The sequence below is a fragment of the Labrys sp. KB_33_2 genome (genome assembly GCF_052114505.1).
Classification (GTDB): Bacteria; Pseudomonadota; Alphaproteobacteria; order Rhizobiales; family Labraceae; genus Labrys.
This window is the reverse complement of record NZ_JBFREW010000024.1, coordinates 31,948-55,151: the sequence shown is the minus strand read 5'-3', so window position 1 is coordinate 55,151 and position 23,204 is coordinate 31,948. Positions and strand designations below refer to the sequence as shown.

The following is a 23,204-nucleotide window of genomic DNA, read 5'->3' as shown; positions in this document are numbered from 1 at the left end:
TTTCTTAGTTCGCGATGAGAGGAAGAGGTCGGCCGGGACGGGTTTGAGCCCGTCCGGTCCGAGAGAGAGCGCTGGCGGGCCTTGCCGTTGTCGCTCTCCGAGGACGCTTGCCATGAATGCTCACATCGTTTCGCCAGCACTGACGACCCACACCGTTGATCAGGCTATTGGCGCTGCTGCGATCCATGCCGCGGCTCTTTTGCTTCTTCCTCATCTCGAACACGGGCGGCGCATCGACGCGGCGATGCTGCGCGTCGCGATGGAGGCGGCCTTCGGCATGTCCGACGCGAGCGGAGTCTGGAACTGGAAATCCGCCTATGAGGCCTGCGAAGTCGCAACCGTCCTGTTTTTGCGCAAATACGGAAAGGCGCTTTTGCGTAAAGCCGGTTCGCCGGCTCAGGCCGTTCCCCTGCTTGGCAAGATCGCGGGCCTGCTCCCCACCCACACGCGACGCTCCGAGGAAGGCCAAGCTTTCCAGCAATTCTCAACCCTCATCCCGCTCGGACTAGCCGCCATCGCGGCGGCCGCGACGACGCCAGCCGATCGCGTCCTCGAACCATCGGCCGGGACCGGGCTTCTCGCCATCCTCGCCGAGATCTCCGGGGCCACCCTGATCCTCAACGAACTTGCCCCGATACGAGCCGCCATTCTCTCCGCCCTGTTTCCGGCACTTCCTATCACCCGTTTCGACGCCGCTCAGATCGACGATCATCTCGATCCTGCTCTCGTCCCGACCGTCGTGGTGATGAACCCGCCATTCTCCGCGCTTGCGAGCGTTGAGGGGCGCGTCACTGATGCTGCCTATCGACATGTCGCTTCCGCCCTGGCGCAGCTTGCCGACGGCGGGCGCCTCGTCGCCATCACCGGTGCAGACTTCGGGCCGGAAACGCTCGTCTGGCGTGATGCCTTGATCCGCCTGCAGGAGCGCGGCCGTGTCGTGTTCTCCGCTGCGATTGAGGGCTCGGTCTTCGCCAAGCACGGGACGACGATCGATACCCGTCTGACGGTGATCGACAAGATACCCGCCGAGGATCCCTCCAGTGTTCCGGCAACCGGGGGCATCGCTCCTGACGTTGCGACCCTGATGGCGTGGATTGCCGAACAGGTGCCCCCGCGTGCGCCGGTCTTGCCATTGGCGCGGGTCACTGCGCCGGTGCCTGCGGTGAGACCCCTCCGCGGCTATCGCGCCCGCACTTCAGCAGCGGCGCCAAATCGCGCGAGCCTTGCCGATCCCCAGGCTCTGCCGCTCGTCTACGACACCGTGGATTGGACCCCGGCTGAAGGGGCTCGCCTCAGCGATGCGATCTACGAGCGGTACGGATTGCAGACCATCCGTATTTCCGGATCTCAGGCCCATCCCACCAAATTGGTGCAGTCGGCGGCGATGGCGTCCGTTGCCCCGCCGAAGCCGAGCTATCGACCCCATCTGCCTGCCGACATCCACAACGTGCTTTCCGACGCGCAGTTGGAGACCGTCATCTATGCCGGCCAAGCCCATACCGATTATCTCGCCGGATCATGGACCGTCGATGGGACCTTCGACGTTGTCAGCGCCGCTCGCGAAGATGCCGAGAATGCCGTGCGCTTCCGCCGTGGTTTCATGATCGGCGACGGCACTGGCGTCGGCAAGGGCCGCCAGTCGGCCGCGATTATCCTCGACAACTGGCTGCAGGGCCGGCGCAAGGCCGTATGGATCTCCAAATCCGACAAGCTGCTGGAGGACGCGCAACGCGACTGGTCGGCCCTCGGCATGGAGCGGTTGCTGGTCACGCCGCTATCGCGCTTCGCGCAAGGGCGCCCGGTCGGGCTGGCGGAAGGCGTCCTATTTACCACCTATGCCACGCTACGCTCCGATGACCGCGGCGAGAAGGTTTCGCGCGTCAAGCAGATCGTCGAATGGTTGGGCGCCGATTTCGACGGCGTGATCATTTTCGACGAGGCCCACGCGATGCAAAATGCCGGTGGCGGGAAGGGTGAGCGCGGTGACATCGCCCCTTCACAGCAAGCGCGCGCGGGCCTGCGCCTCCAACATGCCTTGCCGAACGCCCGTATCGTCTATGTCTCGGCGACAGGCGCGACCACGGTCCATAATCTCGCTTATGCCCAGCGTCTCGGTTTGTGGGGCGGCGAGGACTTTCCATTCTCGACCCGGTCCGAATTCGTGGAGGCGATCGAGGCGGGCGGCGTCGCCGCCATGGAGGTGCTGGCCCGGGACCTGCGAGCGCTCGGCCTTTATACCGCCCGCTCGCTTTCGTTCGAGGGTGTCGAATATGAGCTGCTCGATCACGCGCTGACGCCGGAACAGACGCGTATCTATGATGCCTACGCGGGTGCGTTCCAGGTGATCCACAATCACCTCGACGCGGCAATGAAGGCTGCAAACATCACCGGTTCGTCGGGTACGCTGAACCGGCAAGCTAAATCCGCCGCCCGCTCGGCCTTCGAGTCGGCCAAACAGCGTTTCTTTGGCCATTTGCTCACATCCATGAAGACGCCGACCTTGATCCGCTCGATCGCCCGCGATCTCGAAGACGGCCATGCCGCGGTCGTCCAGATCGTTTCCACCGGCGAGGCGCTGATGGAGCGGCGGCTCGCCGAAATTCCGGCCGAGGAATGGAACGATGTGCGCGTCGATATCACGCCGCGCGAATACGTCCTGGATTATCTCGCTCATTCCTTTCCCGTGCAGCTTTACGAGCCCTTCACCGACGGCGAAGGCAATCTCTCTTCCCGTGCGGTTGTCCGCGATGGCCAGCCGGTCGAATGCCGAGAGGCGGTCGCCCGCCGCGCGGCGCTGATCGAAAAGCTCGCCAGCCTGCCGCCGGTCCCCGGTGCACTCGACCAGATCGTCCAGCACTTCGGTACGGCGATCGTGGCGGAGGTGACGGGTAGGTCCCGGCGCATCGTCAGGAAGCCCGGCACCGGCGGCAGCGATCGTCTCGTGGTCGAGAACCGCGCGGCTTCCGCCAATCTCGCCGAGGCGCAGGCCTTCATGGATGATTTGAAGCGGATCCTGGTCTTCTCGGATGCCGGCGGCACTGGCCGCAGCTATCACGCCGAACTCTCGGCGCCGAACACGAGGCTGCGCATCCATTATCTGCTTGAGCCCGGCTGGAGGGCGGACACGGCCATTCAGGGCCTTGGCCGCACGCACCGCACCAACCAGGCGCAGCCACCGTTGTTCCGGCCGATCGCTACTGATGTGCAGGCGGAAAAGCGTTTTCTCTCGACCATCGCCCGTCGCCTCGACACGCTGGGCGCGATCACGCGTGGCCAGCGCCAGACGGGGGGGGCAGGGGCTGTTCCGGCCGGAGGACAATCTGGAGAGCACCTATGCCCGCGACGCATTGCGCCAGCTCTACCTTCTCTTGGTCCGCGGCAAGGTCGAGGGCTGTTCGCTCGAGCGCTTCGAGACTGTCACCGGCTTGACGCTGACGGACGCGAACGGAATCAAGGACGAACTGCCGCCGATCACTACCTTTCTCAACAGGCTCCTGGCGCTCACGCTCGAGCTTCAGGGCATTTTGTTCACTGCCTTCGAGCACTTGCTGAATCGCAGGATCGAGGGCGCTATCGCCAGTGGCAGTTACGATCTCGGGCTGGAAACACTGACGGCGGAACATTTCACTGTCACGGACCGCCAGACCATCTACACCCATCCGGGCACCGGCGCCGAGACCCGACTGTTGACCATCACCCAGCGTGATCGCAACCAGCCGGTCATGCTCGCCGAGGCGCTCGATCGCCTCGGCGAAACAGGCGCCAGGCTCCTGGTCAACGAGCGCTCAGGCCGTGCTGCCGTGCAGATCCCGGCGCCCAGCGTCATGCTGGATGACGGCGAGATCGAGCGCCGCGTTCGGCTGGTTCGGCCGATGGAGGCGCAAACGATTGGGCTGAAGGCGATGGGTGAAACCCATTGGATCGAAACCGACCGGAAGACGTTTGCGACCGCCTGGAATGCCGAGATCGCGGATGTGCCGGAATTCTCCGACAGCACTATCCATGTGGTCACCGGCCTGTTGTTGCCGATCTGGAAGAGGCTGCCGAATGGGTCCACCCGTGTTTATCGGCTTCAGACAGACAAGGGCGAGCGCATTATCGGCCGCAAAGTCTTGGCGGCCTGGGCCGCCAATGCCGCCGTGACCGGCGCGAGCGCCCTTACGCCGGACCATGCCTTCACCGCACTGATGGAAGGTCGCACTATTCTGGACCTTGCCGAGGGGCTGCAGCTTCGTCGCGTCCGGGCCATGGGCGCCTATCGCATCGAGTTGTCGGGTTTCACCGACACCATGCGCGAGCGTCTTACGGCCTATGGCCTCTTCCACGAGATCATCTCCTGGAAGCTCAGGATGTTCGTGCCGGCCGACGAAAAGGGTTCAGCTGTTCTCGGCAAGCTGTTCAAGCGTTGGCCGCTCGAGCGCATCGGCGAGAAGGAGGCAGTCTGATGCCTCGCCTCCAAGCCCGCGATCTGGCACATCGTCTCGGCCGCCAGGCCGAGGCGGTGTGCCGGCATTATCTTTCCGCCGGACGCCGCCAGGGCAATTACTGGCAAGTCGGCGATGCCCGTAACACGCCGGGCCGCTCGATGTATGTGCGGCTGACGGACTCATCCAAAGGTCCAGCCGGCAAGTGGACCGATGCCGCTGTGCCTGGCGAACATGGCGATCTGCTCGATGTGATCCGCGAAAGCTGCGGCCTGGTCGATTTTGCGGACGTGGTCGAGGAAGCGCGGCACTTCCTGTCTCTCCCGTATCGCGAAACGGAGGCGGGGAGGAGGGCTTGCCGCCTCGCGTCTGCACCGCCGGCGTCGGCGCAGGCCTCACGCCGTCTCTTCACGATGGCCCAGCCCATCACAGGTACGCTCGCGGAAACGTATTTGCGTAGTCGCGGCATTACGTCATTGCGCGGAGCCGGAACCTTGCGCTTCCATCCGCGCTGCTACTATCGCCCCGATGAACATTCGCCGACGGAGGTCTGGCCGGCGTTAGTCGCCGCCGTCACCGATCTCGACGGCCGGATCACCGGTGCGCATCGCACCTGGCTCGCGCCCGACGGCACCGGCAAGGCTCCAATCAGCACGCAGCGCAAGGCGATGGGCGACCTGCTCGGTCATGGCGTCCGCTTCGGGACCGCCGGGGACGTTCTCGCTGCCGGCGAGGGCATCGAGACGGTGTTGTCTGCCCGCACGACCCTGCCTGATATGCCGATGCTGGCCGCACTCTCGGCGGGGCATCTGGCAGCCATCCTGTTCCCATTGTCGTTGCGCAGGCTCTATGTCATCAGGGACCGCGATCCAGCGGGGCACGGCGCATGCGATTGCCTGATCGACAAGGCATCGGGCGTCGGCATCGAGGCGATAGGTTTGTCACCGGCGCGCGGCGACTTCAACGAAGATCTGTGCACAACCGGTGCCGAGGCCCTTCGGCAGGCTTTGCGGGACCAGCTTCGCCTTGAGGACATTGTCCGCTTCATGGCGCGGTGAGGGGATCGGGAAGAAGACTGCCTGGCGGTTATTCAGCCGCTGTCTTTGAGGCCATGCCAGGTTCCACCTGCCGGCGAGGCCGCGTCCACGGCCTTCTGGAGAGGGCGATCGGCCCATAAACGGGCCGGGTGGGCAATGGCCGCACCCGGCTATTTTCCGCCGGCCGGCAGGCCGGCCTTTGCATCGCGAGGCAAAATAGCCAGGTTCGGCCATCAAGGCTCTCGCGAAGGCGCGAGAGCTGCCAACCCGTCCCATTCATGGGCTTTCGACGCCTGCGAAGGCCGCGATGGACGCGGCTCCCGACGAAGGAAGCTCCCGATGATGCACGAAGACGCAAATGCTGGTTTCGAACCGAGTTACGCCGGATCCCCCACCGATCACGTGCTCACAACGCTCCAGCTGCATGGCTGGCGTCCCTTCTATGACGATCCCGATCCGAGGCCCTTGCCCGAGGCCCATGCCGTCGCCGGCGCGGTCGCGGACATCTTCGATGCCCTGATCGCCACGCTCGGCGAGACCCGCCTCGAGCCGGATCTCGGTGAGCTTTTGTGGTCGACCGTCAATCTCTTTCATCGCGCCGCGGGCCGGGTCGAGCGCGAGCTCGATGACAATGAGCTGGCGCAACGCCGCCTTCAGGGCGAACAGGACGGTAGCGAGGTGAAGTCCGTCGACCTGGAGCGGTTGACGGCCGAAGGACAGACCCTGCTCGAGCGACGCGACAGCATGGAACTCTTTCGCGAGATTGCCGCCGAGGCCTTCGAGCACCATACCGGCTCACCCTGGCGCCCACGGTCCGGTTCGCTGGTCAATCACCGCACTCTGACCGCGGCGATGATCGACAGCCGGGATTTTCTTGCCGCCCGCCGGCAAGCCGAGACCGAGACGCTGGTGCCTGCCGGCCCGAAGGTGGCCCTGACGGGCGGGCTGGACTTCGACGATCATCGCCTGATCTGGGACAGGCTCGACCGGGTCCGTGCCAGGCATCCCGACATGGTGCTGCTGCACGGTGGTTCGCCGCGCGGCGCCGAACTCATCGCCGCCAAATGGGCGGACAATCGTAGGATCAAGCAGATCGCGTTCAAACCCGATTGGGCCAGGCACGGCAAATCCGCGCCCTTCAAGCGCAATGACGCCATGCTGGAAACCTTGCCGATCGGTGTGCTGCTCTTTCCTGGTACCGGCATCCAGGAAAATCTCGGTGACAAGGCCCGAAAACTCGGCATCCCCGTCATGAAGGTCGAGGGGAGTGCTTAACCGAAGCCTTCCGCGGGGGATCCGCAGCCTTGCGGATCCCGTCTGCCGGCTGGAGCGCCTATGCGTCAAGTTTCGTGATGCACGTTTTTCAGCATCGCCGATCGTTTCGATCGTTATAGTTTCGCCGCACTATCGTTAGGATCTTGGTCTTCGGCGTCCTGGCGCACGGCGGGTAGTTGCCTGAGCAAATCCGGGAGCGCCACCTGTACAGTTTCCCAAACCACGTCGAGATTGATGTCGAAATAGCCGTGGGCAATACGGTTGCGCATACCGCGCATGCTGCGCCACGGCAATCCGGGATGGAGCTCAATGAAGGCAGCATAGCGGTCCATGGTCTTCGTGGCGGCCTCGCCGATGATGACGAGGCTCATGACCACAGCTCGTTGGGTACGCTTGTCCGCCAGAAAGTCGTCCTTGGTTTGACCTTCCACGAAGCCGCACGCCTCGGTGGCAGCCTACTGCATATGGTCGAGATAGTCGGATAACCGGTTCTCGCTCATACCGCCAGCGCGTCCGCCAGCACCTTGGCTCGAATCTTGGAGGGCAGGTCGGCGGGCGTGAGCAGGTCGACATGGACGCCGAGCAACGATTCCAGCTCGTCCTGCAATCCGCCGAGGTCGAACAATGTCGCGCCGGGCAGCGCGTCGACCAAGAGATCGATGTCGCTGCCGTCCTCGTCGGTGCCGTGCAAGACTGAACCAAAGACGCGCGGGTTTGCGGCACGAAAGCGGCCTGTCGCTTCACGAACTGCGATTCGCTTCAACTCGAGCATGTCGGACGGTCGCACTGGCAGCCTTTCATCAAACTCGTTCGGATGATGTGTAATCAAGGACGGAATTTCAAGGGATTGCTTTCGAGGACCGCAAGCCCCGTGGTCAATCCCCGTGGCGACGTCGGATTCCTGGCTGCCGGATCCAGAAAAGATAGCAGGTGTCGGCCCAATGCGGATGGTCATCGTTCTCTCTTCGCCTCGTCTGGCCAGCAACAGTCTATAATCGGTCGGAAGATCTGCATGTAATCAGCAATCGGCTCAATGTTGGTCCAGCCTCAGGTGGCGTGAGCTCAGCGCCAAGACCGAAATCTTCAGTTCTTGCCCTGTCACATCGCGTGGACCGCGCCTGAATGGGGTGAAAGCGGTGGGTCGGCGCTGTTCGTCCGGGAGGTCTCAGATCGATGCCTTTGTCCCGTACGGCTTAGCCTGCCGAGGTCGAGATCTTGGCGGGGGAGGGCGCGTGTCAGGTGCCTAGATGTTGCGTGAAGTCGAGCCTGACAAAGCGACGCTGCCGGCAACGACGATGGCTGGGCTGTGCTTTTCTACCCTGCTTCCGGTGGCGCCAATCCCTCCGACTGATCGATCCCCTAAGTCCGTTCTGTTTCCGCCCGCAACCCCCGCGGCTCCGGACCGTGTTGGCGCAAAGCGCCTGCCCGCACCACTCCGGGCCTTGGGGGCGAGCTGCCTGCAGGCAGGCAGTTGCAGGCGTCTCCCGATGGCCTTGGCCGGGTCTCATCGGAGGGAATGGTCCCTCCGGGAAGCAACGGAGAAACACCATGCAGAACATCGTCATTCTCGCCGGCAACATCGGTCAGGCGCCCGAAACCCGCACCACCAACGGTGGCACCAACATTACCCACTTCACCCTCGCCACGTCTCGTCCGCGCTATTCGGAAGGACGGGTTGTCCGGGACGACAAAGGCCAGCGGGTCCAGGATACCGAATGGCACCGCATCACGGCCTTCAACGGTCTCGGCAAGACGATCCAGCAATATTGCGAGGTGGGCATGAAGATCCTGGTCCGCGGCCGCATCCACTACACCAAGTGGACAGACCAAGGGGGCGTCGATCGCTATGGCTGCGAGATCATCGCCGAGACCGTAGACTTCCTGAACCGGGCCAAGCAGACCGAAAACGGTGACGATCAGCAAGATGAGGACTCGGAAGTTCCCTTCTGAACCAGATGTCAGGATCCCGGTGGCGCAAGCCGCCGGGATCGTTCAGAACTGGGCAAGGATGAACCCTGATCGGCATCCAAGCCGTCAAGGCCCAATGACAGGCCATCAAAGATGCGCTGCCAAAATACTTGCCAGGACCAAGATTGGACTCCTGTCCAGGCAATACGCCGGGGGCCGATTGAGCCACTTTACTTTCTCTGAGACTAGATCCAGCAGGCGCCACAGCGCCTCTCTCCCACCAGCTTATCAATGAAGTTCGCGCGCTGCTGAAGACGCGTCGAGCACTCGGCACCGCCGGCTCGCCCGACGTCACAGCGGCGCTTTCAAATGTCGAGATTTGCAGGCCGCAGTTCTTGGCGACCGATGGGGTGTGGCAGCAGACAGGGCGAGTTCGCAGATAGGGCTTATTATGTGCGTATGTTATGTCACACGGCGAGCGTCCTTTGTGTCCTAGATCCGTCGACTACGGCTTCCAATTCCACGCGCTCCCGTGCTTTTCCGGAGCTTCAAAAAAGCACGCAACCGCCGATTTCCTGTATTTTTACGCTACACTGCGACATCCCGGATTTCTCGTTGAAGCAGCTCGAAATTTGGTTCTTTTAATCATCCCCGTCAGGGGAAGGACCGTGTCTGCCCCGCTGGAATCGGGGGACCATGGTAGCTTCGCACCACAATTCAGAAGGCCTCGCACGCGGCGCGCGCATGCTGCGCACAGCGCTCGGTCCGGCCATTGCACGCTTCTTGGAGGAGCCCGCCGTCGTCGAGGTGATGCTGAACCCCGATGGCCGCATCTGGGTCGATCGTCTTTCCGAAGGACTGACGGATACAGGCGAGGCATTATCGGCTTCCGATGGCGAGCGCATCGTGCGCCTGGTCGCCCACCATGTCGGTGCCGAAGTTCATGCGCGCGCACCGCGCGTCTCGGCTGAACTCCCCGAGACCGGCGAGCGCTTCGAAGGTTTGCTTCCCCCCGTTGTCGCGGCGCCGACCTTCGCCATCCGCAAGCCTGCGGTCGCCGTCTTCACGCTCAGCGACTATGTGAATGCCGGCATCATGACGGCTCGCCAGGCAGCAACTTTGCGCACCGCTATCGTGGCACGCGCCAATATCTTGGTTGCGGGCGGGACTTCGACCGGCAAGACGACGCTTACCAATGCCTTGCTCGCGGAAATCGCAAATTCCGCCGATCGTGTCGTCATCATCGAGGACACACGTGAGCTGCAATGCGCGGCGCCCAATCTGGTTGCGATGCGCACCAAGGACGGCGTCGCTACCCTGTCGGATCTCGTTCGCTCGTCGCTGCGCCTGCGGCCGGACCGCATTCCCATCGGCGAGGTCCGCGGCGCCGAAGCCTTGGATCTCCTGAAGGCCTGGGGCACCGGCCATCCCGGCGGCATCGGCACCATTCATGCCGGTTCCGGTATCGGCGCATTGCGCCGGCTCGAACAACTCATTCAGGAAGCGGTCGTCACAGTTCCTCGAGGCTTGATCGCCGAAACCATCAATCTCGTCGCCGTTTTGTCCGGCCGCGGCTCCGCGCGTCGGCTGGCCGAACTCGCCTTTGTCGAAGGGCTCGGCCCGGACGGCGATTATCGCATCACCCAGGACACCTCGACCGCAGGAGAATTCCCATGATCCGCACCACCAGGCGCATCCGCCGCATGGTCGCGACTATCGCTGCCTTGACCCTTGCCAACTTCGTCCTCGTTTCCGCCGCCCATGCTTCCGGTTCGTCGATGCCATGGGAACAGCCGCTTCAGAAAATCCTGCAGTCGATCGAGGGCCCGGTCGCCAAGATCGTCGCCGTCATCATCATCATCGCGACCGGTCTCGCGCTTGCCTTTGGCGATACGTCGGGCGGCTTTCGCCGCCTGATCCAGATCGTGTTCGGCCTGTCGATCGCCTTCGCAGCCTCGAGCTTCTTCCTCTCCTTCTTCTCCTTCGGCGGCGGAGCGCTGGTCTGATGGCGATGGCTCTTGAGCAACTCGACGCCGTGCCGGGTTTCACGGTTGCGGTTCATCGCGCGCTGACCGAGCACATCCTGCTCGGCGGCGCGCCTCGTTCCATCGCCATCGTGAACGGCACGCTGGCAGGGGCGGTCGGCCTCGGTTTGCGTCTGTGGCTCGTCGGGCTGTTGATCTGGGCCATCGGGCATTTCGCGGCGGTTTGGGTTGCAAAGCGCGATCCACTCTTCATCGAAGTTGGACGCCGGCATCTGCGCATTCCCGCTCATCTGTCGGTGTGAGCGGCGGCCATGATGAACCTCGCCGAATATCGCCGCTCCGCCGCACGTCTTGCCGACTATCTGCCCTGGGCTGCGCTCGTGGCCGAGGGCATCGTGCTCAACAAGGATGGCTCGTTCCAGCGCACCGCGCGCTTTCGCGGTCCCGATCTGGACTCCGCCGTCGCGGCCGAACTGGTTGCGGTCGCCGGCCGCATCAACAACGCCTTCCGCCGCCTCGGGTCGGGCTGGAGCATCTTCGTCGAGGCGCAGCGACATGAAGCGGCGACCTATCCCGACAGCATCTTTCCCGATCCCGCCTCCAGCCTCGTCGATGCCGAGCGCAAGGCCGATTTCGAGGAGCAGGGCGTCCATTTCATCTCAAGCTATTTCCTGACCCTGCTCTATCTGCCGCCGGCCGAGGAAGCGGCACGCGCCGAAACATGGCTCTATGAGGGCAGGGAACGGGCCGGCGTGGATCCGTCGGAGATCCTGCGAGACTTTGCCGATCGCACCGTCCGCATTCTGGCCCTGCTCGATGGCTTCATGCCGGAATGCGGCTGGCTCGACGACGCCGAGACGCTGACCTATCTGCATTCGTGCGTTTCCACCAAACGCCATCGCGTCCGGGTCCCCGAGACGCCGATCTATCTCGACGCATTGCTGGCCGATCGGCCATTGACTGGCGGCCTGGAACCGCGTCTGGGCGATCAGCACCTTCGCATTCTCACGATCGTCGGTTTCCCGACCGCGACCACGCCCGGTCTGCTCGATGACCTCAACCGGCTGGCTTTTCCCTATCGCTGGTCGACGCGTGCCATCCTGCTCGACAAGACCGATGCCACCAGGCTGCTGACCAAGATCAGGCGGCAATGGTTTGCCAAGCGAAAATCCATCGCCGCGATTCTCAAGGAAGTCATGACCAACGAGGCATCCGTCCTCGTGGATACGGATGCGGCGAACAAGGCTGGTGATGCCGACCTCGCCTTGCAAGAACTCGGGCAAGACCTCGCCGGCATGGCCTATGTCACCGCGACCATCGCAGTCTGGGACACAGATCCGCGTGTTGCCGACGAAAAGCTGCGCCTGGTCGAGAAGGTCATCCAGGGCCGTGATTTCACAGCCATGATCGAAACCGTTAATGCCGTCGATGCCTGGCTCGGCTCCTTGCCCGGACACGCTTATGCCAATGTACGCCAGCCTCCGATCTCGACGCTCAATCTCGCCCACATGATCCCCCTCAGCGCCGTGTGGGCGGGGCCGGAACGGGACGAGCACTTCGATGCGCCCCCGCTGCTTTACGGCAGGACGGAAGGCTCGACCCCGTTCCGGATATCCCTTCATGTCGGCGACGTCGGTCACACGCTCGTCGTCGGCCCGACGGGCGCCGGCAAATCCGTGCTGCTCGCGCTGATGGCCTTGCAGTTCCGGCGCTACGAGCGGTCCCAGGTCTTCGCCTTTGATTTCGGCGGTTCGATCCGGGCCGCGACACTCGCAATGGGCGGCGATTGGCACGATCTCGGCGGCGGCCTGACCGAAGGCTCCGACGTTTCCGTCGCGCTGCAGCCGCTGGGGCGCATCCACGATACCTATGAACGCGCCTGGGCGGCTGACTGGCTCGCCGCCATCCTGACGCGCGAAGGTGTGCCCGTAACTCCGGAGGTCAAGGACCACATCTGGACCGCGCTGACGTCTCTCGCCTCCGCCCCCATCGAAGAGCGTACCATCACGGGTCTGGCGGTGCTGCTTCAGTCCAACAGCATCAAGCAGGCGCTGCGACCCTACTATGTTGGCGGTCCCTATGGCCGGCTGCTCGATGCCGAAACTGAGCATCTCGGCGCCGCCGACGTACAAGCCTTCGAGATAGAGGGGCTAGTCGGCACGGGAGCGGCGCCGGCCGTGCTGTCCTATTTGTTCCATCGTATCGGCGACCGGCTCGATGGACGACCGACCCTGCTCATCATCGACGAGGGCTGGCTGGCGCTGGATGATGAGGGGTTCGCCGGCCAGCTTCGCGAATGGCTGAAGACGCTGCGCAAGAAGAACGCCAGCGTCATCTTCGCCACGCAGTCACTGTCCGACGTCGACAATTCGGCGATCGCGCCGGCGATCATCGAAAGCTGCCCGACCCGGCTTCTCCTGCCGAATGAGCGCGCGATCGAGCCACAGATCACGGCGATCTATCGCCGGTTCGGGCTGAATGATCGGCAGATCGAGATCCTGGCGCGCGCAACGCCCAAGCGCGATTACTACTGCCAGTCGCGGCGCGGCAATCGCCTCTTCGAGCTTGGCCTGTCCGAGGTGGGCCTCGCGTTGTGCGCGGCATCCTCCAAATCCGATCAGACGCTCATTGCCAACCTGTTCGCCGACCACGGCCGCGAGGGCTTTCTCAAAGCCTGGCTCGAGGCCCGCAATGCCGGCTGGGCGATCGATCTCATTCCGACACTCCACCTCTCCATTTCCCAAGTCGAACAGGAGCCTCGCTCATGATCCGCCGTCGTTTTCGCTCGTATGCAGCTGCCTTTGGGGCGAGCTTGCTCGCGGCACCGCTCGCATTCGCTCCGCCCCTGGCGCCACCGGCCTATGCCGTCATCGTGTTCGATCCCTCGAACTATGTGCAGAACGTCCTGACGGCGTCGCGCTCCCTCCAGCAGATCACCAATCAGATCACCAGCCTGCAGAACGAAGCGCAGATGTTGATCAACCAGGCTCGCAATCTTGCGAGCCTGCCCTTCTCCTCGCTCCAGCAAATCCAGCAGTCCGTCCAAAGGACGCAGCAACTTCTCAATCAGGCGCAGAACATCGCCTTCGACGTCCAGAAGGTCGATCAGATATTCAGCCAGAAATACGCGAATGCTTCGCTGTCGGCGACCAACCAGCAACTCGTTGCCGATGCACGCTCGCGCTGGCAGAACACGGTTGGCGGCCTCCAGGACGCCATGCGCGTGCAGGCCGGCGTCGTCGGCAATATCGATACGAACCGGACGCAGATGTCGGCCCTGGTCAACCAGAGCCAGGGCGCGACCGGTGCACTGCAGGCCGCCCAGGCTGGAAACCAGATCCTCGCGCTGCAATCCCAGCAGCTTTCCGATCTGCTCGCGCTGCTCGCCGCCAATGGGCGGGCAAGCACGCTCAGCGAGGCGGAACGTGCCGCCGCAGCGGACCAGGGACGCGAGCAGCGTCGCCGCTTCCTGACGCCGGGCACAAGCTACCAGCCCGGCAATGCGCAGATGTTCAACACCGGCAACTGAGGCGGGATGGGGGATCGTCATGGACGGCAAGACGTTTGCGTGCCTCGGCGCGATCGTGTTCGTCGCTGTCGCCATCACGGCGACGGTGATCGAGTTGACCGATAAGCAGGAAAGATCACCGACTTCGCCGGTGCGCCTGATCCCATCCGATAGTGATCCGCTGCGTGAAGGGCAGCGCCGCTGCCAGCAGCTTGGACAAAAAGCTCTGGAGGATGCCGAGTGCCTGCGTGTCTGGAGCCAGACGCGCGATCGCTTCCTCGGTCGGGCGTCCGAGCCATTCTCGTCACCCTTCAGCGAAGGACGGTGACGCATGGGCGGCAGCGGCGTCATCGACAACTTCCTTGGGATATTCACCAGCTACATTGACTCCGGCTTCGGGCTGCTAGGCGGCGAAGTCGGCTTCATCGCATCCACGCTGATCGTCATCGACGTGACGCTGGCGGCGCTTTTCTGGAGCTGGGGTGCCGATGACGACATCATCGCTAGGCTGGTGAAAAAGACACTGTTCGTCGGCGCCTTTGCCTATCTCATCTCCAATTGGAATAACCTGGCGAAGATCGTCTTCGACAGCTTCGCGGGCCTTGGCCTCAAGGCCAGCGGCACCGGCTTTTCGACGGCGGACTTGATGCGCCCCGGCAAGGTCGCGCAAACCGGCCTCGACGCCGCCCGTCCACTGCTCGAATCCATTTCCGACCTCATGGGCTGGGTGGCGTTCTTCGAGAACTTCATCCAGATCGCCTGCCTGCTTTTCGCCTGGGCTTTGGTGATTCTCGCCTTCTTCATTTTGGCGATCCAGCTCTTCGTCACATTGATCGAATTCAAGCTGTCGACGCTGGCCGGCTTCGTGCTGATCCCTTTCGGCCTGTTCGGCAAGACCGCCTTCATGGCCGAGCGCGTGCTCGGCAATATTATCTCCTCCGGCATCAAAGTCCTGGTGCTTGCCGTCGTCATCGGCATCGGCTCGACCCTGTTCGATCAGTTCACCCGCGGCTTTGGCGGCCAGACCCCGACCATCGACGACGCCATGGCCGTGGTTCTTGCCGCATTGTCGCTCCTCGGCCTTGGCATCTTCGGTCCCGGTATCGCCAATGGCCTCGTCTCAGGAGGGCCGCAGCTTGGCGCTGGTGCCGCCGTCGGCACGGGGCTCGTTGCCGGTGGGGCGGCCCTCGCCGTTGGTGGTGGCGCGATGCTGGCTGCGAGGGGAGGGGCGGCTGCGCTTTCCAGTGGAGCCGCTGCCGTCCGCGCCGGCGCGACCACAGCCGGCTCTGCGAGCTCGGCCTATTCGCTGGGTGCCTTGGGAACATCCGGAGCGGCCGGTGTCGCCTCGGGTCTCGGCGGTGTGGCACGTGCAGCGAGTAGCGCGGCGATCTCGCCGCTTCGCAGGGCTGCTGCGAGTGGCGGATCCAGCTATACCAAAGGCATTCAATCCGGCTTCTCTGTAACCGGCGGCTCCTCGACCAAGGGGACGATTGGCGCTGGGGCTGAGATATCGCCTGCACAGACCAGGCCTGCGGATGCCCCCTCAGGCCGGACGCAGCGCCTTCGCCGATCCATCCATACAGGACACGCCGTTCAGACGGCAGCCCATGCCGTTCGCGCCGGCGACAGCCACGGTGCCGGATCCTCCGTCAATCTCTCCGAAAGTGATCGCTCATGAACCTTTTCCGGCGGCATGCCGCGCATTACGGCAGGACTCCCGAACCCGAAACTCCTTACCAGAAGGCCGCGCAGGTCTGGGATGAGCGTATCGGATCAGCCCGTGTGCAGGCCAGGAATTGGCGGTACATGGCCTTCGGCTCGTTGATCCTGTCGACAGGTTTTGCCGCGGCACTGGTCTGGCAGTCGGCAAACGGCACGGTCGTGCCATGGGTGGTTCAGGTCGACAATCTCGGCCAGGCGCAGTTGGTCGCGCCCGCTGAGGCCGACTATCGCCCGACCGATCCGCAGATCGCCTGGCATCTCGCCCGCTTCATCGAGCAGGTTCGCTCCATTCCCGTCGATCCGGTCATCGTGCGCCAGAACTGGCTGCGCGCCTACGACTGGACCACGGACCGGGGTGCAGGAACACTCAACGACTATGCCCGCGTCAACGATCCTTTCACCCAGATCGGCAAGCAACAGATTGCCGTCGAGGTATCGTCAGTCATCCGCGCCTCGCCGGACTCCTTCCGCGTTGCCTGGATAGAGCGACGCTATGAAGACGGCAAGCTCTCGGCGACCGAGCGTTGGACCGCGATTCTCACCATCGCCATCCAGCCGCCACGCGATGCCGACCGGCTCAAGGCCAATCCGCTCGGGATCTATGTCAATGCCATCAACTGGTCACGGGAGATGAGCCAATGAGCTGGCTAAGGACCCATAGAGATGGCAGCGCGCTTTTCCGCAAATCAGCAATAGCGGCTGTTCTGTTCTCCGGCGCCATGCTGGCTGGCTGCGCAACACCGCAAAAGCCCCCCGAGATCCGCTACGACAAGGACGTGCCGCCGCTTGCCGCGATACCCGCCGCAGCCGTCGAGGACCGGCCACGGCCGTTGCACACTCCCCCGGCCTGGTCACCGGCACGCGGTGGGGCGGCAGCGACGGCACCGACCGCGCGTGTCGAGAACGCCAATGCCGCCGCCCGCGTCCAGCCGCGGCGCGAAGGCTATTACAACGCTGTCCAGGTTTATCCCTGGTCGGAAGGCGCGCTTTATCAGGTCTATGCGGCCCCCGGGCAGATCACCGATATCGCTCTCGAGCCCGGCGAGAACCTGACCGGAGGGGGGCCGATCGCCGCCGGCGACACCGCCCGCTGGATCATCGGTGACACCGAGAGTGGAGCCGGGGTGACACGACGCGTTCATGTCCTGGTGAAACCCAGCCGGGCGGCTATCACCACCAACCTCGTCATCACTACCGACCGTCGCACCTATATGATCGAGCTGCGTTCGGGCGAAAAACCCTACATGCCGGCCATTTCCTGGGCCTATCCGCGAGCGTCGGGAGGTCTGCGCCAAGTCGTGCCGCCAGCACCGGCGATCCCCGCGGTTACGGCGCGCAATTATCGCTATGGCCTAACCGGCGACAATCCGCCCTGGAAACCGCTTGCCGTGTATGATGATGGCCGGCACGTCTATGTCGAATTTCCGCGTGGCATCGTGCAAGGCGAAATGCCGCCCCTCTTCGTCATCGGCCCGGAGGGCGAAGCCCAGATCGTCAACACCCGTGCCTACCAGCACATCCTGATCGTCGATCGCCTGTTCGGCGCTGCCGAACTGCGTCTTGGCAGCGCCGATCGCCAGCAGACCGTCAGGATCGTGCGGACCGATGCGAGGCCTTCGTCATGAGCGAGAACGACAATGGCGCGGCCATGCGTCTGCGCGCCGAGCCGCCGCGCGTCACCCGGCTTTCGCGCAAGGTGTTGGTTGGCATCGGCATCGTCGCCTCGCTCGGCGTCGGGGGCGCGTTGATCTATGCTCTTCAAAACCGCAGTGGCGGACAAAGCGGGGAGGAGCTCTATTCCACCGCCAATCGGCAGCCCGCCGATGGCCTTGCCGGCCTGCCGCGTGACTATACCGGCCCGATCCTGGGACCGGCGCTCCCTGGTGACCTCGGCCGTCCCATCCTGGACGCGCAGAACAAGGGGCAGCCCGTCGTCCCGCCGGCCGTTCCCACAACGGGCATCGATGAGGCCGAGCAACGTCGACGGGCCGAGGAAGAGGCCGCCCGTACCAGCACCGTCTTCTTCCAGGCTCGGGCAGGATCGGCGGTGGCAGGCATGACCGGTGGGTCGACGCCCGGCCTTGCAGGTCTTGATATCGCCGGTCAGTCTGGCCAATCAACAGCCCAGGACGGGCAACTGGCTTTCCTCTATGCGGCCGCCGATCGGCGCACCACTGCGCCCGATCGTGTCACGCCGCCGGCATCGCCCTACGTGCTGCAGGCCGGTGCCGTCATTCCGGCCGCGCTCATCACGGGGGTCCGCTCGGATCTGCCCGGCCCGATCACGGCGCAGGTCACGGAAAACATCTATGACAGTCCCACCGGCCGTATTCTGCTCGTGCCGCAGGGAACTCGGATCATCGGCCAATATGACAACAACGTGCAGTTCGGTCAGCGCCGGGTGCTGCTCGTGTGGAACCGGCTGATCCTGCCTAATGGCCGCTCCATCGTCCTGGAACGTCAACCTGGTGCTGACACACAAGGCTATGCCGGCCTCGAGGATGGTGTCGATTATCACTGGTGGGACCTTGCCAAAGCCGCCGGCCTGTCAACGCTGCTCGCGGTTGGGGCTGAACTGGCGGTCGATGATCAAAACAGGCTTTTGCGCGCGATCCGCAATGGCACGCAGGACACCATAAACGAGGCCGGTCAGCAGATCATCCGTCGCCAGCTCAACGTGGCGCCAACCCTGACTATTCGTCCTGGATTCCCGGTACGCGTCATCGTCACACGCGATCTTGTCTTCGAACCCTATAAAGGATGACCATGACCAAGCTGAAGCTCGGACCGATTGCCGACGACAAACCGGTGAAGGTGACCCTCGATCTACCGGCCAGCCTTCATCGCGATCTCATTGCTTATGCCGAAATCCTGGGTCGTGATAGCGCGGGCAAGCCGACCGATGCAGTCAGGCTGATCGTTCCCATGCTGGAACGGTTCATGGCGACCGATCGCGGATTTGCCAAGGCCAAAAGTGCAACCAAGCCCGCGCCATTAAAGGGGTGATGGCGTCCCTTGCGACTATGTCTTGCCGCGGGTGGCGGCATCGAAACGACGAGGTGGAGCGAGCGGAAGCCAACCGTGCGGATCTTGCCGCAAGAGCCTGAGCGATCGGGCGATCTGGAGAAAGTTGCGCAAGGCCGGCTTGTTGTTGTCAGGCAGAAAGATCGCGCCGAAGGTGAGAGGAGAGGGCTTTGCGATCGGCCGAAACGTCACTCCCGGAAACGACATGACCGTAGCCGCCTCACCGCATAGACCAAGCCTTCGCCCCAGCGCTATCTGGCTTATGAGGGCAAGCCGGCCCAGGTCACAAACCTCGATTGGCACAGGCGTAGCCGTCTCCTCATCTTTCCCTCGCAGAGCGTCGATGATCTGACTGGCCGGCTCGTCCTTGCTGATCGAAAGGCAATAGTGGAGGAGATCAGGAATGCCGATCGAACCAAGAGTCGCCAGGCCATGGTCGGTAGGTAGGATGACGAAGACGTTCTCGTGCCATAGGCGGATCGTATGGTAGCGCGCGGGAACGTTCGTTACCGCGGCGATGGCGACGTCCAACCGGCGGCAGCGCACCGACGCCATATTTTCTTCCTCCTCGCCTTCGAACAGGACCTCCCGGATTGCCGGATATCGCGAACTGAGGCTATCCAGCAGGACATGAAGCAGGCGCGGGTTGGTGGTTGGACATATCCCGATACGCAACGCCTGACAGGCATCTGCCGAGATCGCCATTGTGGCTGCCTCCAACTCCTCCAGAACGGGTTGGGCGCGGTCGAGAAATTCACGCCCCTTCCTGGTCATCTCGACGCCGGAGGGCGATCGTATGAAAAGCGTTGTCCCGAGACGAAATTCAAGGTCCCGGATACGCCGGCTGATCGCGGAAGGCTGGACGTTCAGCGATGCCGCCGCTCGCCGGAAGCTGCGATGCTCGGCCGCCAGGATGACATAGCGAAGCTGGCGCAGATCGATCGAGTTCCGTCCGGATCGCCATCGCTCGATAAAGGCCGTCGACCGTCGATCGTGCATTCGCCACCATACCTGCCACTGCCCGCCCTGGAACGCTTCAACAGGGTGATGTGCCCCTGATTCAGTGAGAAGCCCGTGATTTTGAACCAAATTGCACGGAGCATCCGCATTCATGAGCCCGCGCCGAGTGCATGATGGCAAGTTATATTGTCGAATGGATTCGTTTGGCTCTGCGGCGTTTGTTGGCTGTTCCTGCTGTCGCCGGGGCGTCTAGACGCTTCCTTGGTGATTATCGGCCGAGTGCCGACAACTCTCCGAGGAGCGGCTGTAGCCCTATGGCCTCGATCCCGGGCTTGAGTGGAAAACGTTCGTCGCCGGCATAGACCACGAATGATCGGGCGGGTTGAATATCCTGGATCGCCTGATAGAAGCCCTTGCTGATGGTCGGCGCTAGGCTGCGCTTGATTTCGATGGCGGTCAGCCCCTTCGGTCCGTCCAGAACCAGGTCGATCTCAGCGCCCGCCGAGGTGCGGTAGAAGCTGGGCTGCGCGAACGAGGAAATCACCGCCAAAATGTTCTCGATAGCAAAGCCCTCCCAGCTGAGGCCGACGACGGGATGGCCCACCAGCGCATTGGAGTTCTCGATGTCGAGCAGGGCATGCACGATGCCGCTGTCGCGGACATAGACTTTCGGTGATTTGACCAGGCGTTTGCCGATATTGGCGTGGAAGGGCTGCAGCCGGCGAACCAATAGGAGGTCAACCAGGAGATCAACATAGGAAGTGACGGTAGGAGCGCTGATCGACAAGCCTGCGGCAAGCCGAGATGCATTGAGCAAGCCGCCTTGGTTGTGCGCCAGCATGGTCCACAGACGTTCCAGAGTTACGGCTGGAATTCGCGGGCCGAATTGCGGGACATCGCGCTCCAGATAGGTGCGGATGAAATTGCGCCTGAAGGCAAGACTATCGGCATCGGAGCCCGCTAGAAAGCTGTCGGGAAAGCCGCCGCGAAGCCACAACCGTTCATTGGCAACCGAGAAAGGGGGCGAAGCTGCAACTTCCAAAACGTCGAGCGGCGTCATTTCGATATACTCGATGCGACCGGCCAGGCTTTCGCCAGACTGGCGCAGCAAGTCGATCGATGCCGATCCCAGGAGAAGGAAGCGGCCATTGCGATGCCCGCGGCGACGACCCTGGTCAATGAGTCCGCGCAACTCCTGGAAGATCTCGGGGGCACGATGGATTTCATCGAGAATGACCAGCTTGTCCTCATGGTCTTTCAGGAACAAGGCGGGGTCGGTTAGCTTGGCGCGGTCGGCGCGCATCTCCAAATCGAGGTAGAGGGCGCCGGTTTCCTCGGCGATCTCAAGAGCCAGTGTCGTCTTGCCTACTTGCCGGGGGCCGATGAGGGCAACCGCAGCTTGACGATCAAGGGCCTGACGAACGACAGGATGGATTCGGCGATTCAACATCCTTGCAAATTAAAGTGTTATTTTTTAATTTGCAAGGATAGATGGGTGCTTATCTTCACCTGTCCGGCTCGCCGCTCTCCCTGCGATCATTTTGTATCGTGTTTCCTGCGTACTTCCATGTCGGGCGGCAGGAAGAGTTCGATATCAGGGACGTCAAAGGCTTTTGCAAGTTTTGCAATCGACTTCAGAGTGACGTTCTGAGAGCCGCGCTCGATCTTGCTGATCTGCTGCTGACTGAGCTTAGCTTTTGCGGCGAAATCGTCCTGATTCAGCCGCAACGCCTTTCTCATCCGCCGTGCATTCTGGCCGATAATCTTGCTCAGTTCCATGGAACCGAACATCGGCAAGGCAATCGCCGATGGGAATCGCTTATACAAATGCGTGCCGTTACACGCCAACCATTGGCGCATGGATATGCGCAAGCTGGTAGGGCAGAACTTCGCTCGCCTGCGACAGGATAGAGGCCTGACGCAGGAAGAGGTCGAGGCGCGCTCGGGCTTCAGCCAGCAATATCTCTCCAATCTGGAGCGTGGTAAGCGCAATCCAACCATCATCACGCTTTATGAGTTGGCGCAGGCCCTTGAGGTCAGTCATGTAGAGCTCGTTCTTCCCCCTAGCGACGAGCCATAAGCCGCAAAAGCTGCGGATATCCACGCGCAGCCGAGTATCCCGTTGGCTCAGGGGCACGCTTGACGGACTGAGCACACTGCCGGTCTCGGCATTGGCGCGACGTGGAATACGGCCGAGCGCCTCGGTGTTGGACAGGGATTTCGGGGGACTAGGCGCATCACTACGGCCGGCAAGGGTGAAGGTTCTGCCGTAGTTCTCCATGCTCGCGCTCGAAAGCACCAATCCCTCCGACTGACGGATCCCCTAAGTCCGTTCGGTTTCCGACCGCAACCCCCGCGGTTCCGCACCGTGTTGGCGCAAAGCGCCTGCCCGCACCACTACGGACCTTGGGGGTCAAGCTGCCGCCCAGGCGGCAATGCAGGCGTCTCCCGACGGCCTTGGCCGGGTCTCATCGGAGGGAATGGTCCCTCCGGGAAGCAACGGAGAAACACCATGCAGAATATCGTCATTCTCGCCGGCAACATCGGCCAGGCCCCGGAAACCCGCACCACCAATGGTGGCACCAACATCACCCACTTCACCCTCGCCACCTCCCGTCCCCGCTATTCGGAAGGCCGGGTTGTCCGGGACGACAAGGGCCAGAGGGTCCAGGACACCGAATGGCATCGCATCACCGCCTTCAACGGCCTCGGCAAGACGATCCAGCAATATTGCGAGGCGGGCATGAAGATCCTGGTGCGCGGCCGCATCCACTACACCAAATGGACTGACCAAGGGGGCGTCGACCGCTATGGCTGCGAGATCATTGCCGAGACGGTGGACTTCCTGAACCGGGCCAAGCAGACCGAAAACGGTGACGATCAGCAGGATGAGGACTCCGAAGTTCCCTTCTGAACCAGGCACTGGCACCCCGGCGGCGTGAGCCGCCGGGGTGCCTCACAGATGAGCTCAGCGTGGGCTTGCCTTACGCGCGAAAAATCTCGCCATGAGTCGGGTCACGACAAATGAGGGCAGGCTTTGCCATCGTTTCCAATGCGGTATTCGCCAATATCGGTGACGATCCTTGTGGTTGACGAGGCCAGCCGCATAGACCGGTCGGCTTCGTCGCGAGAGGGCACCCCTTGCACTCCACGCCGGTTTCGCCGGATGCGGACACGGCGCCCTCGTCGCCGTGGGTCTTCTCTCACTGACGGCCCATTGTCGCACAGCCTCCGTGGCGTCAAGGACATCGCGGAGAACCGATTTTTGCTTCGTACCCCTGCCGAAGCTTTCGAAAAATCGGTTCTCCGCTCGCCGCTTCGCGGTCCCTGACCCCTCGAAGCGCCAGTGCGAGCTCCTGAG

Annotated in this window: 20 protein-coding genes and 2 pseudogenes; 17 read left to right on the top strand and 5 right to left on the bottom strand. The window is 62.9% G+C overall.

Translation table 11 applies throughout. The features are described 5' to 3' along the window. The first annotated feature begins 112 nt into the window (after positions 1-112). The 3 genes and pseudogenes from AB4037_RS31075 (at position 113) to AB4037_RS31065 (ending at position 6,736) form a co-directional block, all read left to right on the top strand. Positions 113-4,445 (top strand): annotated as a pseudogene (locus tag AB4037_RS31075) (strawberry notch-like NTP hydrolase domain-containing protein). Further along, positions 4,445-5,482, top strand: coding sequence for a DUF7146 domain-containing protein (locus AB4037_RS31070; protein ID WP_441774158.1), 1,038 nt, complete (start codon positions 4,445-4,447; stop codon positions 5,480-5,482). Before AB4037_RS31075 ends, AB4037_RS31070 begins: the two are co-directional and overlap by 1 nt. Positions 5,483-5,800: 318 nt before the next feature. Further along, on the top strand, positions 5,801-6,736 hold the full coding sequence (locus tag AB4037_RS31065) for a DUF2493 domain-containing protein (protein WP_441774157.1): 936 nt from the start codon (positions 5,801-5,803) through the stop codon (positions 6,734-6,736). A gap of 113 nt (positions 6,737-6,849) precedes the next feature. Here AB4037_RS31065 and AB4037_RS31060 read toward each other — a convergent pair. Both AB4037_RS31060 and AB4037_RS31055 read right to left on the bottom strand, forming a co-directional pair. Continuing rightward, a pseudogene (locus AB4037_RS31060) lies at positions 6,850-7,173 on the bottom strand (HepT-like ribonuclease domain-containing protein); the annotation flags it as partial. 59 nt (positions 7,174-7,232) lie between these two features. Continuing rightward, positions 7,233-7,523 carry a nucleotidyltransferase family protein gene (locus tag AB4037_RS31055; RefSeq protein ID WP_441774188.1) on the bottom strand — a complete coding sequence of 97 codons (291 nt, stop codon included), beginning with the start codon at positions 7,521-7,523 and terminating at the stop codon, positions 7,233-7,235. 761 nt (positions 7,524-8,284) lie between these two features. On the opposite strand from AB4037_RS31055, the gene AB4037_RS31050 reads away from it, so the two are divergent. The 12 genes from AB4037_RS31050 to AB4037_RS30995 all read left to right on the top strand — a co-directional run bounded on the left by AB4037_RS31050 (position 8,285) and on the right by AB4037_RS30995 (position 18,865). Continuing rightward, positions 8,285-8,686: a single-stranded DNA-binding protein gene (locus AB4037_RS31050; RefSeq protein ID WP_441774156.1), complete on the top strand. Its 402-nt coding sequence runs from the start codon at positions 8,285-8,287 to the stop codon at positions 8,684-8,686. A gap of 654 nt (positions 8,687-9,340) precedes the next feature. Beyond that, complete coding sequence (gene trbB / locus AB4037_RS31045) at positions 9,341-10,321, top strand: P-type conjugative transfer ATPase TrbB (RefSeq protein ID WP_441774155.1); 981 nt, start codon at positions 9,341-9,343, stop codon at positions 10,319-10,321. Further along, positions 10,318-10,650: a TrbC/VirB2 family protein gene (locus AB4037_RS31040; RefSeq protein ID WP_441774154.1), complete on the top strand. Its 333-nt coding sequence runs from the start codon at positions 10,318-10,320 to the stop codon at positions 10,648-10,650. Before trbB ends, AB4037_RS31040 begins: the two co-directional genes overlap by 4 nt. Beyond that, a complete protein-coding gene (locus AB4037_RS31035; RefSeq protein ID WP_441774153.1) occupies positions 10,650-10,931 on the top strand; it encodes a VirB3 family type IV secretion system protein in 282 nt (93 codons plus the stop codon). The genes AB4037_RS31040 and AB4037_RS31035 overlap by 1 nt, the downstream gene beginning before the upstream one ends. Before the next feature lie 9 nt (positions 10,932-10,940). Then, positions 10,941-13,397, top strand: a complete 2,457-nt coding sequence (trbE, locus tag AB4037_RS31030) for a conjugal transfer protein TrbE (protein ID WP_441774152.1) — start codon at positions 10,941-10,943, stop codon at positions 13,395-13,397. Continuing rightward, positions 13,394-14,158 carry a P-type conjugative transfer protein TrbJ gene (gene trbJ / locus AB4037_RS31025; RefSeq protein WP_441774151.1) on the top strand — a complete coding sequence of 255 codons (765 nt, stop codon included), beginning with the start codon at positions 13,394-13,396 and terminating at the stop codon, positions 14,156-14,158. Before trbE ends, trbJ begins: the two co-directional genes overlap by 4 nt. 19 nt (positions 14,159-14,177) lie before the next feature. After that, the gene (trbK-alt, locus tag AB4037_RS31020) at positions 14,178-14,465 is read left to right on the top strand and encodes a putative entry exclusion protein TrbK-alt (protein WP_441774150.1); all 288 of its coding nucleotides are present in this window, start codon (positions 14,178-14,180) and stop codon (positions 14,463-14,465) included. Positions 14,466-14,468: 3 nt separating this feature from the next. Next, positions 14,469-15,815 (top strand): P-type conjugative transfer protein TrbL, encoded by a 1,347-nt coding sequence (gene trbL, locus AB4037_RS31015; RefSeq protein WP_441774149.1) that lies wholly within the window; start codon positions 14,469-14,471, stop codon positions 15,813-15,815. Further along, entirely contained in the window at positions 15,812-16,501 is a 690-nt protein-coding gene (trbF, locus tag AB4037_RS31010; RefSeq protein WP_441774148.1) for a conjugal transfer protein TrbF, read from the top strand. Before trbL ends, trbF begins: the two co-directional genes overlap by 4 nt. Next, on the top strand, positions 16,498-17,484 hold the full coding sequence (trbG, locus tag AB4037_RS31005) for a P-type conjugative transfer protein TrbG (RefSeq protein WP_441774147.1): 987 nt from the start codon (positions 16,498-16,500) through the stop codon (positions 17,482-17,484). Before trbF ends, trbG begins: the two co-directional genes overlap by 4 nt. Continuing rightward, the gene (locus AB4037_RS31000; protein WP_441774146.1) at positions 17,481-18,623 is read left to right on the top strand and encodes a TrbI/VirB10 family protein; all 1,143 of its coding nucleotides are present in this window, start codon (positions 17,481-17,483) and stop codon (positions 18,621-18,623) included. Before trbG ends, AB4037_RS31000 begins: the two co-directional genes overlap by 4 nt. Before the next feature lie 2 nt (positions 18,624-18,625). After that, positions 18,626-18,865 carry a DUF2274 domain-containing protein gene (locus AB4037_RS30995; protein WP_441774145.1) on the top strand — a complete coding sequence of 80 codons (240 nt, stop codon included), beginning with the start codon at positions 18,626-18,628 and terminating at the stop codon, positions 18,863-18,865. A 15-nt stretch (positions 18,866-18,880) separates the two neighbouring features. Here AB4037_RS30995 and AB4037_RS30990 read toward each other — a convergent pair whose 3' ends face one another. The 3 genes from AB4037_RS30990 to AB4037_RS30980 form a co-directional block, all read right to left on the bottom strand. After that, a complete protein-coding gene (locus tag AB4037_RS30990; protein WP_441774144.1) occupies positions 18,881-19,996 on the bottom strand; it encodes a LysR family transcriptional regulator in 1,116 nt (371 codons plus the stop codon). 115 nt (positions 19,997-20,111) lie between these two features. Beyond that, the gene (locus AB4037_RS30985; RefSeq protein WP_441774143.1) at positions 20,112-21,293 is read right to left on the bottom strand and encodes an ATP-binding protein; all 1,182 of its coding nucleotides are present in this window, start codon (positions 21,291-21,293) and stop codon (positions 20,112-20,114) included. A gap of 86 nt (positions 21,294-21,379) precedes the next feature. Beyond that, positions 21,380-21,622, bottom strand: coding sequence for a helix-turn-helix domain-containing protein (locus AB4037_RS30980; protein WP_441774142.1), 243 nt, complete (start codon positions 21,620-21,622; stop codon positions 21,380-21,382). Positions 21,623-21,701: 79 nt separating this feature from the next. On the opposite strand from AB4037_RS30980, the gene AB4037_RS30975 reads away from it, so the two are divergent. Both AB4037_RS30975 and AB4037_RS30970 read left to right on the top strand, forming a co-directional pair. After that, the gene (locus AB4037_RS30975; RefSeq protein ID WP_441774187.1) at positions 21,702-21,923 is read left to right on the top strand and encodes a helix-turn-helix domain-containing protein; all 222 of its coding nucleotides are present in this window, start codon (positions 21,702-21,704) and stop codon (positions 21,921-21,923) included. 432 nt (positions 21,924-22,355) lie between these two features. Then, entirely contained in the window at positions 22,356-22,757 is a 402-nt protein-coding gene (locus tag AB4037_RS30970; RefSeq protein WP_441774141.1) for a single-stranded DNA-binding protein, read from the top strand. The last annotated feature ends 447 nt before the right edge of the window (positions 22,758-23,204 follow it).

What these genes read in the sequence shown, in the direction of transcription:
- AB4037_RS31070 (WP_441774158.1), top strand. Translation starts at nt 4,445, where the DNA reads ATGCCTCGCCTCCAAGCCCGCGATCTGGCACATCGTCTCGGCCGCCAG.
- AB4037_RS31065 (WP_441774157.1), top strand. Translation starts at nt 5,801, where the DNA reads ATGATGCACGAAGACGCAAATGCTGGTTTCGAACCGAGTTACGCCGGA.
- AB4037_RS31050 (WP_441774156.1), top strand. Translation starts at nt 8,285, where the DNA reads ATGCAGAACATCGTCATTCTCGCCGGCAACATCGGTCAGGCGCCCGAA.
- trbB (WP_441774155.1), top strand. Translation starts at nt 9,341, where the DNA reads ATGGTAGCTTCGCACCACAATTCAGAAGGCCTCGCACGCGGCGCGCGC.
- AB4037_RS31040 (WP_441774154.1), top strand. Translation starts at nt 10,318, where the DNA reads ATGATCCGCACCACCAGGCGCATCCGCCGCATGGTCGCGACTATCGCT.
- AB4037_RS31035 (WP_441774153.1), top strand. Translation starts at nt 10,650, where the DNA reads ATGGCGATGGCTCTTGAGCAACTCGACGCCGTGCCGGGTTTCACGGTT.
- trbE (WP_441774152.1), top strand. Translation starts at nt 10,941, where the DNA reads ATGATGAACCTCGCCGAATATCGCCGCTCCGCCGCACGTCTTGCCGAC.
- trbJ (WP_441774151.1), top strand. Translation starts at nt 13,394, where the DNA reads ATGATCCGCCGTCGTTTTCGCTCGTATGCAGCTGCCTTTGGGGCGAGC.
- trbK-alt (WP_441774150.1), top strand. Translation starts at nt 14,178, where the DNA reads ATGGACGGCAAGACGTTTGCGTGCCTCGGCGCGATCGTGTTCGTCGCT.
- trbL (WP_441774149.1), top strand. Translation starts at nt 14,469, where the DNA reads ATGGGCGGCAGCGGCGTCATCGACAACTTCCTTGGGATATTCACCAGC.
- trbF (WP_441774148.1), top strand. Translation starts at nt 15,812, where the DNA reads ATGAACCTTTTCCGGCGGCATGCCGCGCATTACGGCAGGACTCCCGAA.
- trbG (WP_441774147.1), top strand. Translation starts at nt 16,498, where the DNA reads ATGAGCTGGCTAAGGACCCATAGAGATGGCAGCGCGCTTTTCCGCAAA.
- AB4037_RS31000 (WP_441774146.1), top strand. Translation starts at nt 17,481, where the DNA reads ATGAGCGAGAACGACAATGGCGCGGCCATGCGTCTGCGCGCCGAGCCG.
- AB4037_RS30995 (WP_441774145.1), top strand. Translation starts at nt 18,626, where the DNA reads ATGACCAAGCTGAAGCTCGGACCGATTGCCGACGACAAACCGGTGAAG.
- AB4037_RS30990 (WP_441774144.1), bottom strand. Translation starts at nt 19,996, where the DNA reads ATGAATGCGGATGCTCCGTGCAATTTGGTTCAAAATCACGGGCTTCTC.
- AB4037_RS30985 (WP_441774143.1), bottom strand. Translation starts at nt 21,293, where the DNA reads ATGTTGAATCGCCGAATCCATCCTGTCGTTCGTCAGGCCCTTGATCGT.
- AB4037_RS30980 (WP_441774142.1), bottom strand. Translation starts at nt 21,622, where the DNA reads ATGGAACTGAGCAAGATTATCGGCCAGAATGCACGGCGGATGAGAAAG.
- AB4037_RS30975 (WP_441774187.1), top strand. Translation starts at nt 21,702, where the DNA reads ATGGATATGCGCAAGCTGGTAGGGCAGAACTTCGCTCGCCTGCGACAG.
- AB4037_RS30970 (WP_441774141.1), top strand. Translation starts at nt 22,356, where the DNA reads ATGCAGAATATCGTCATTCTCGCCGGCAACATCGGCCAGGCCCCGGAA.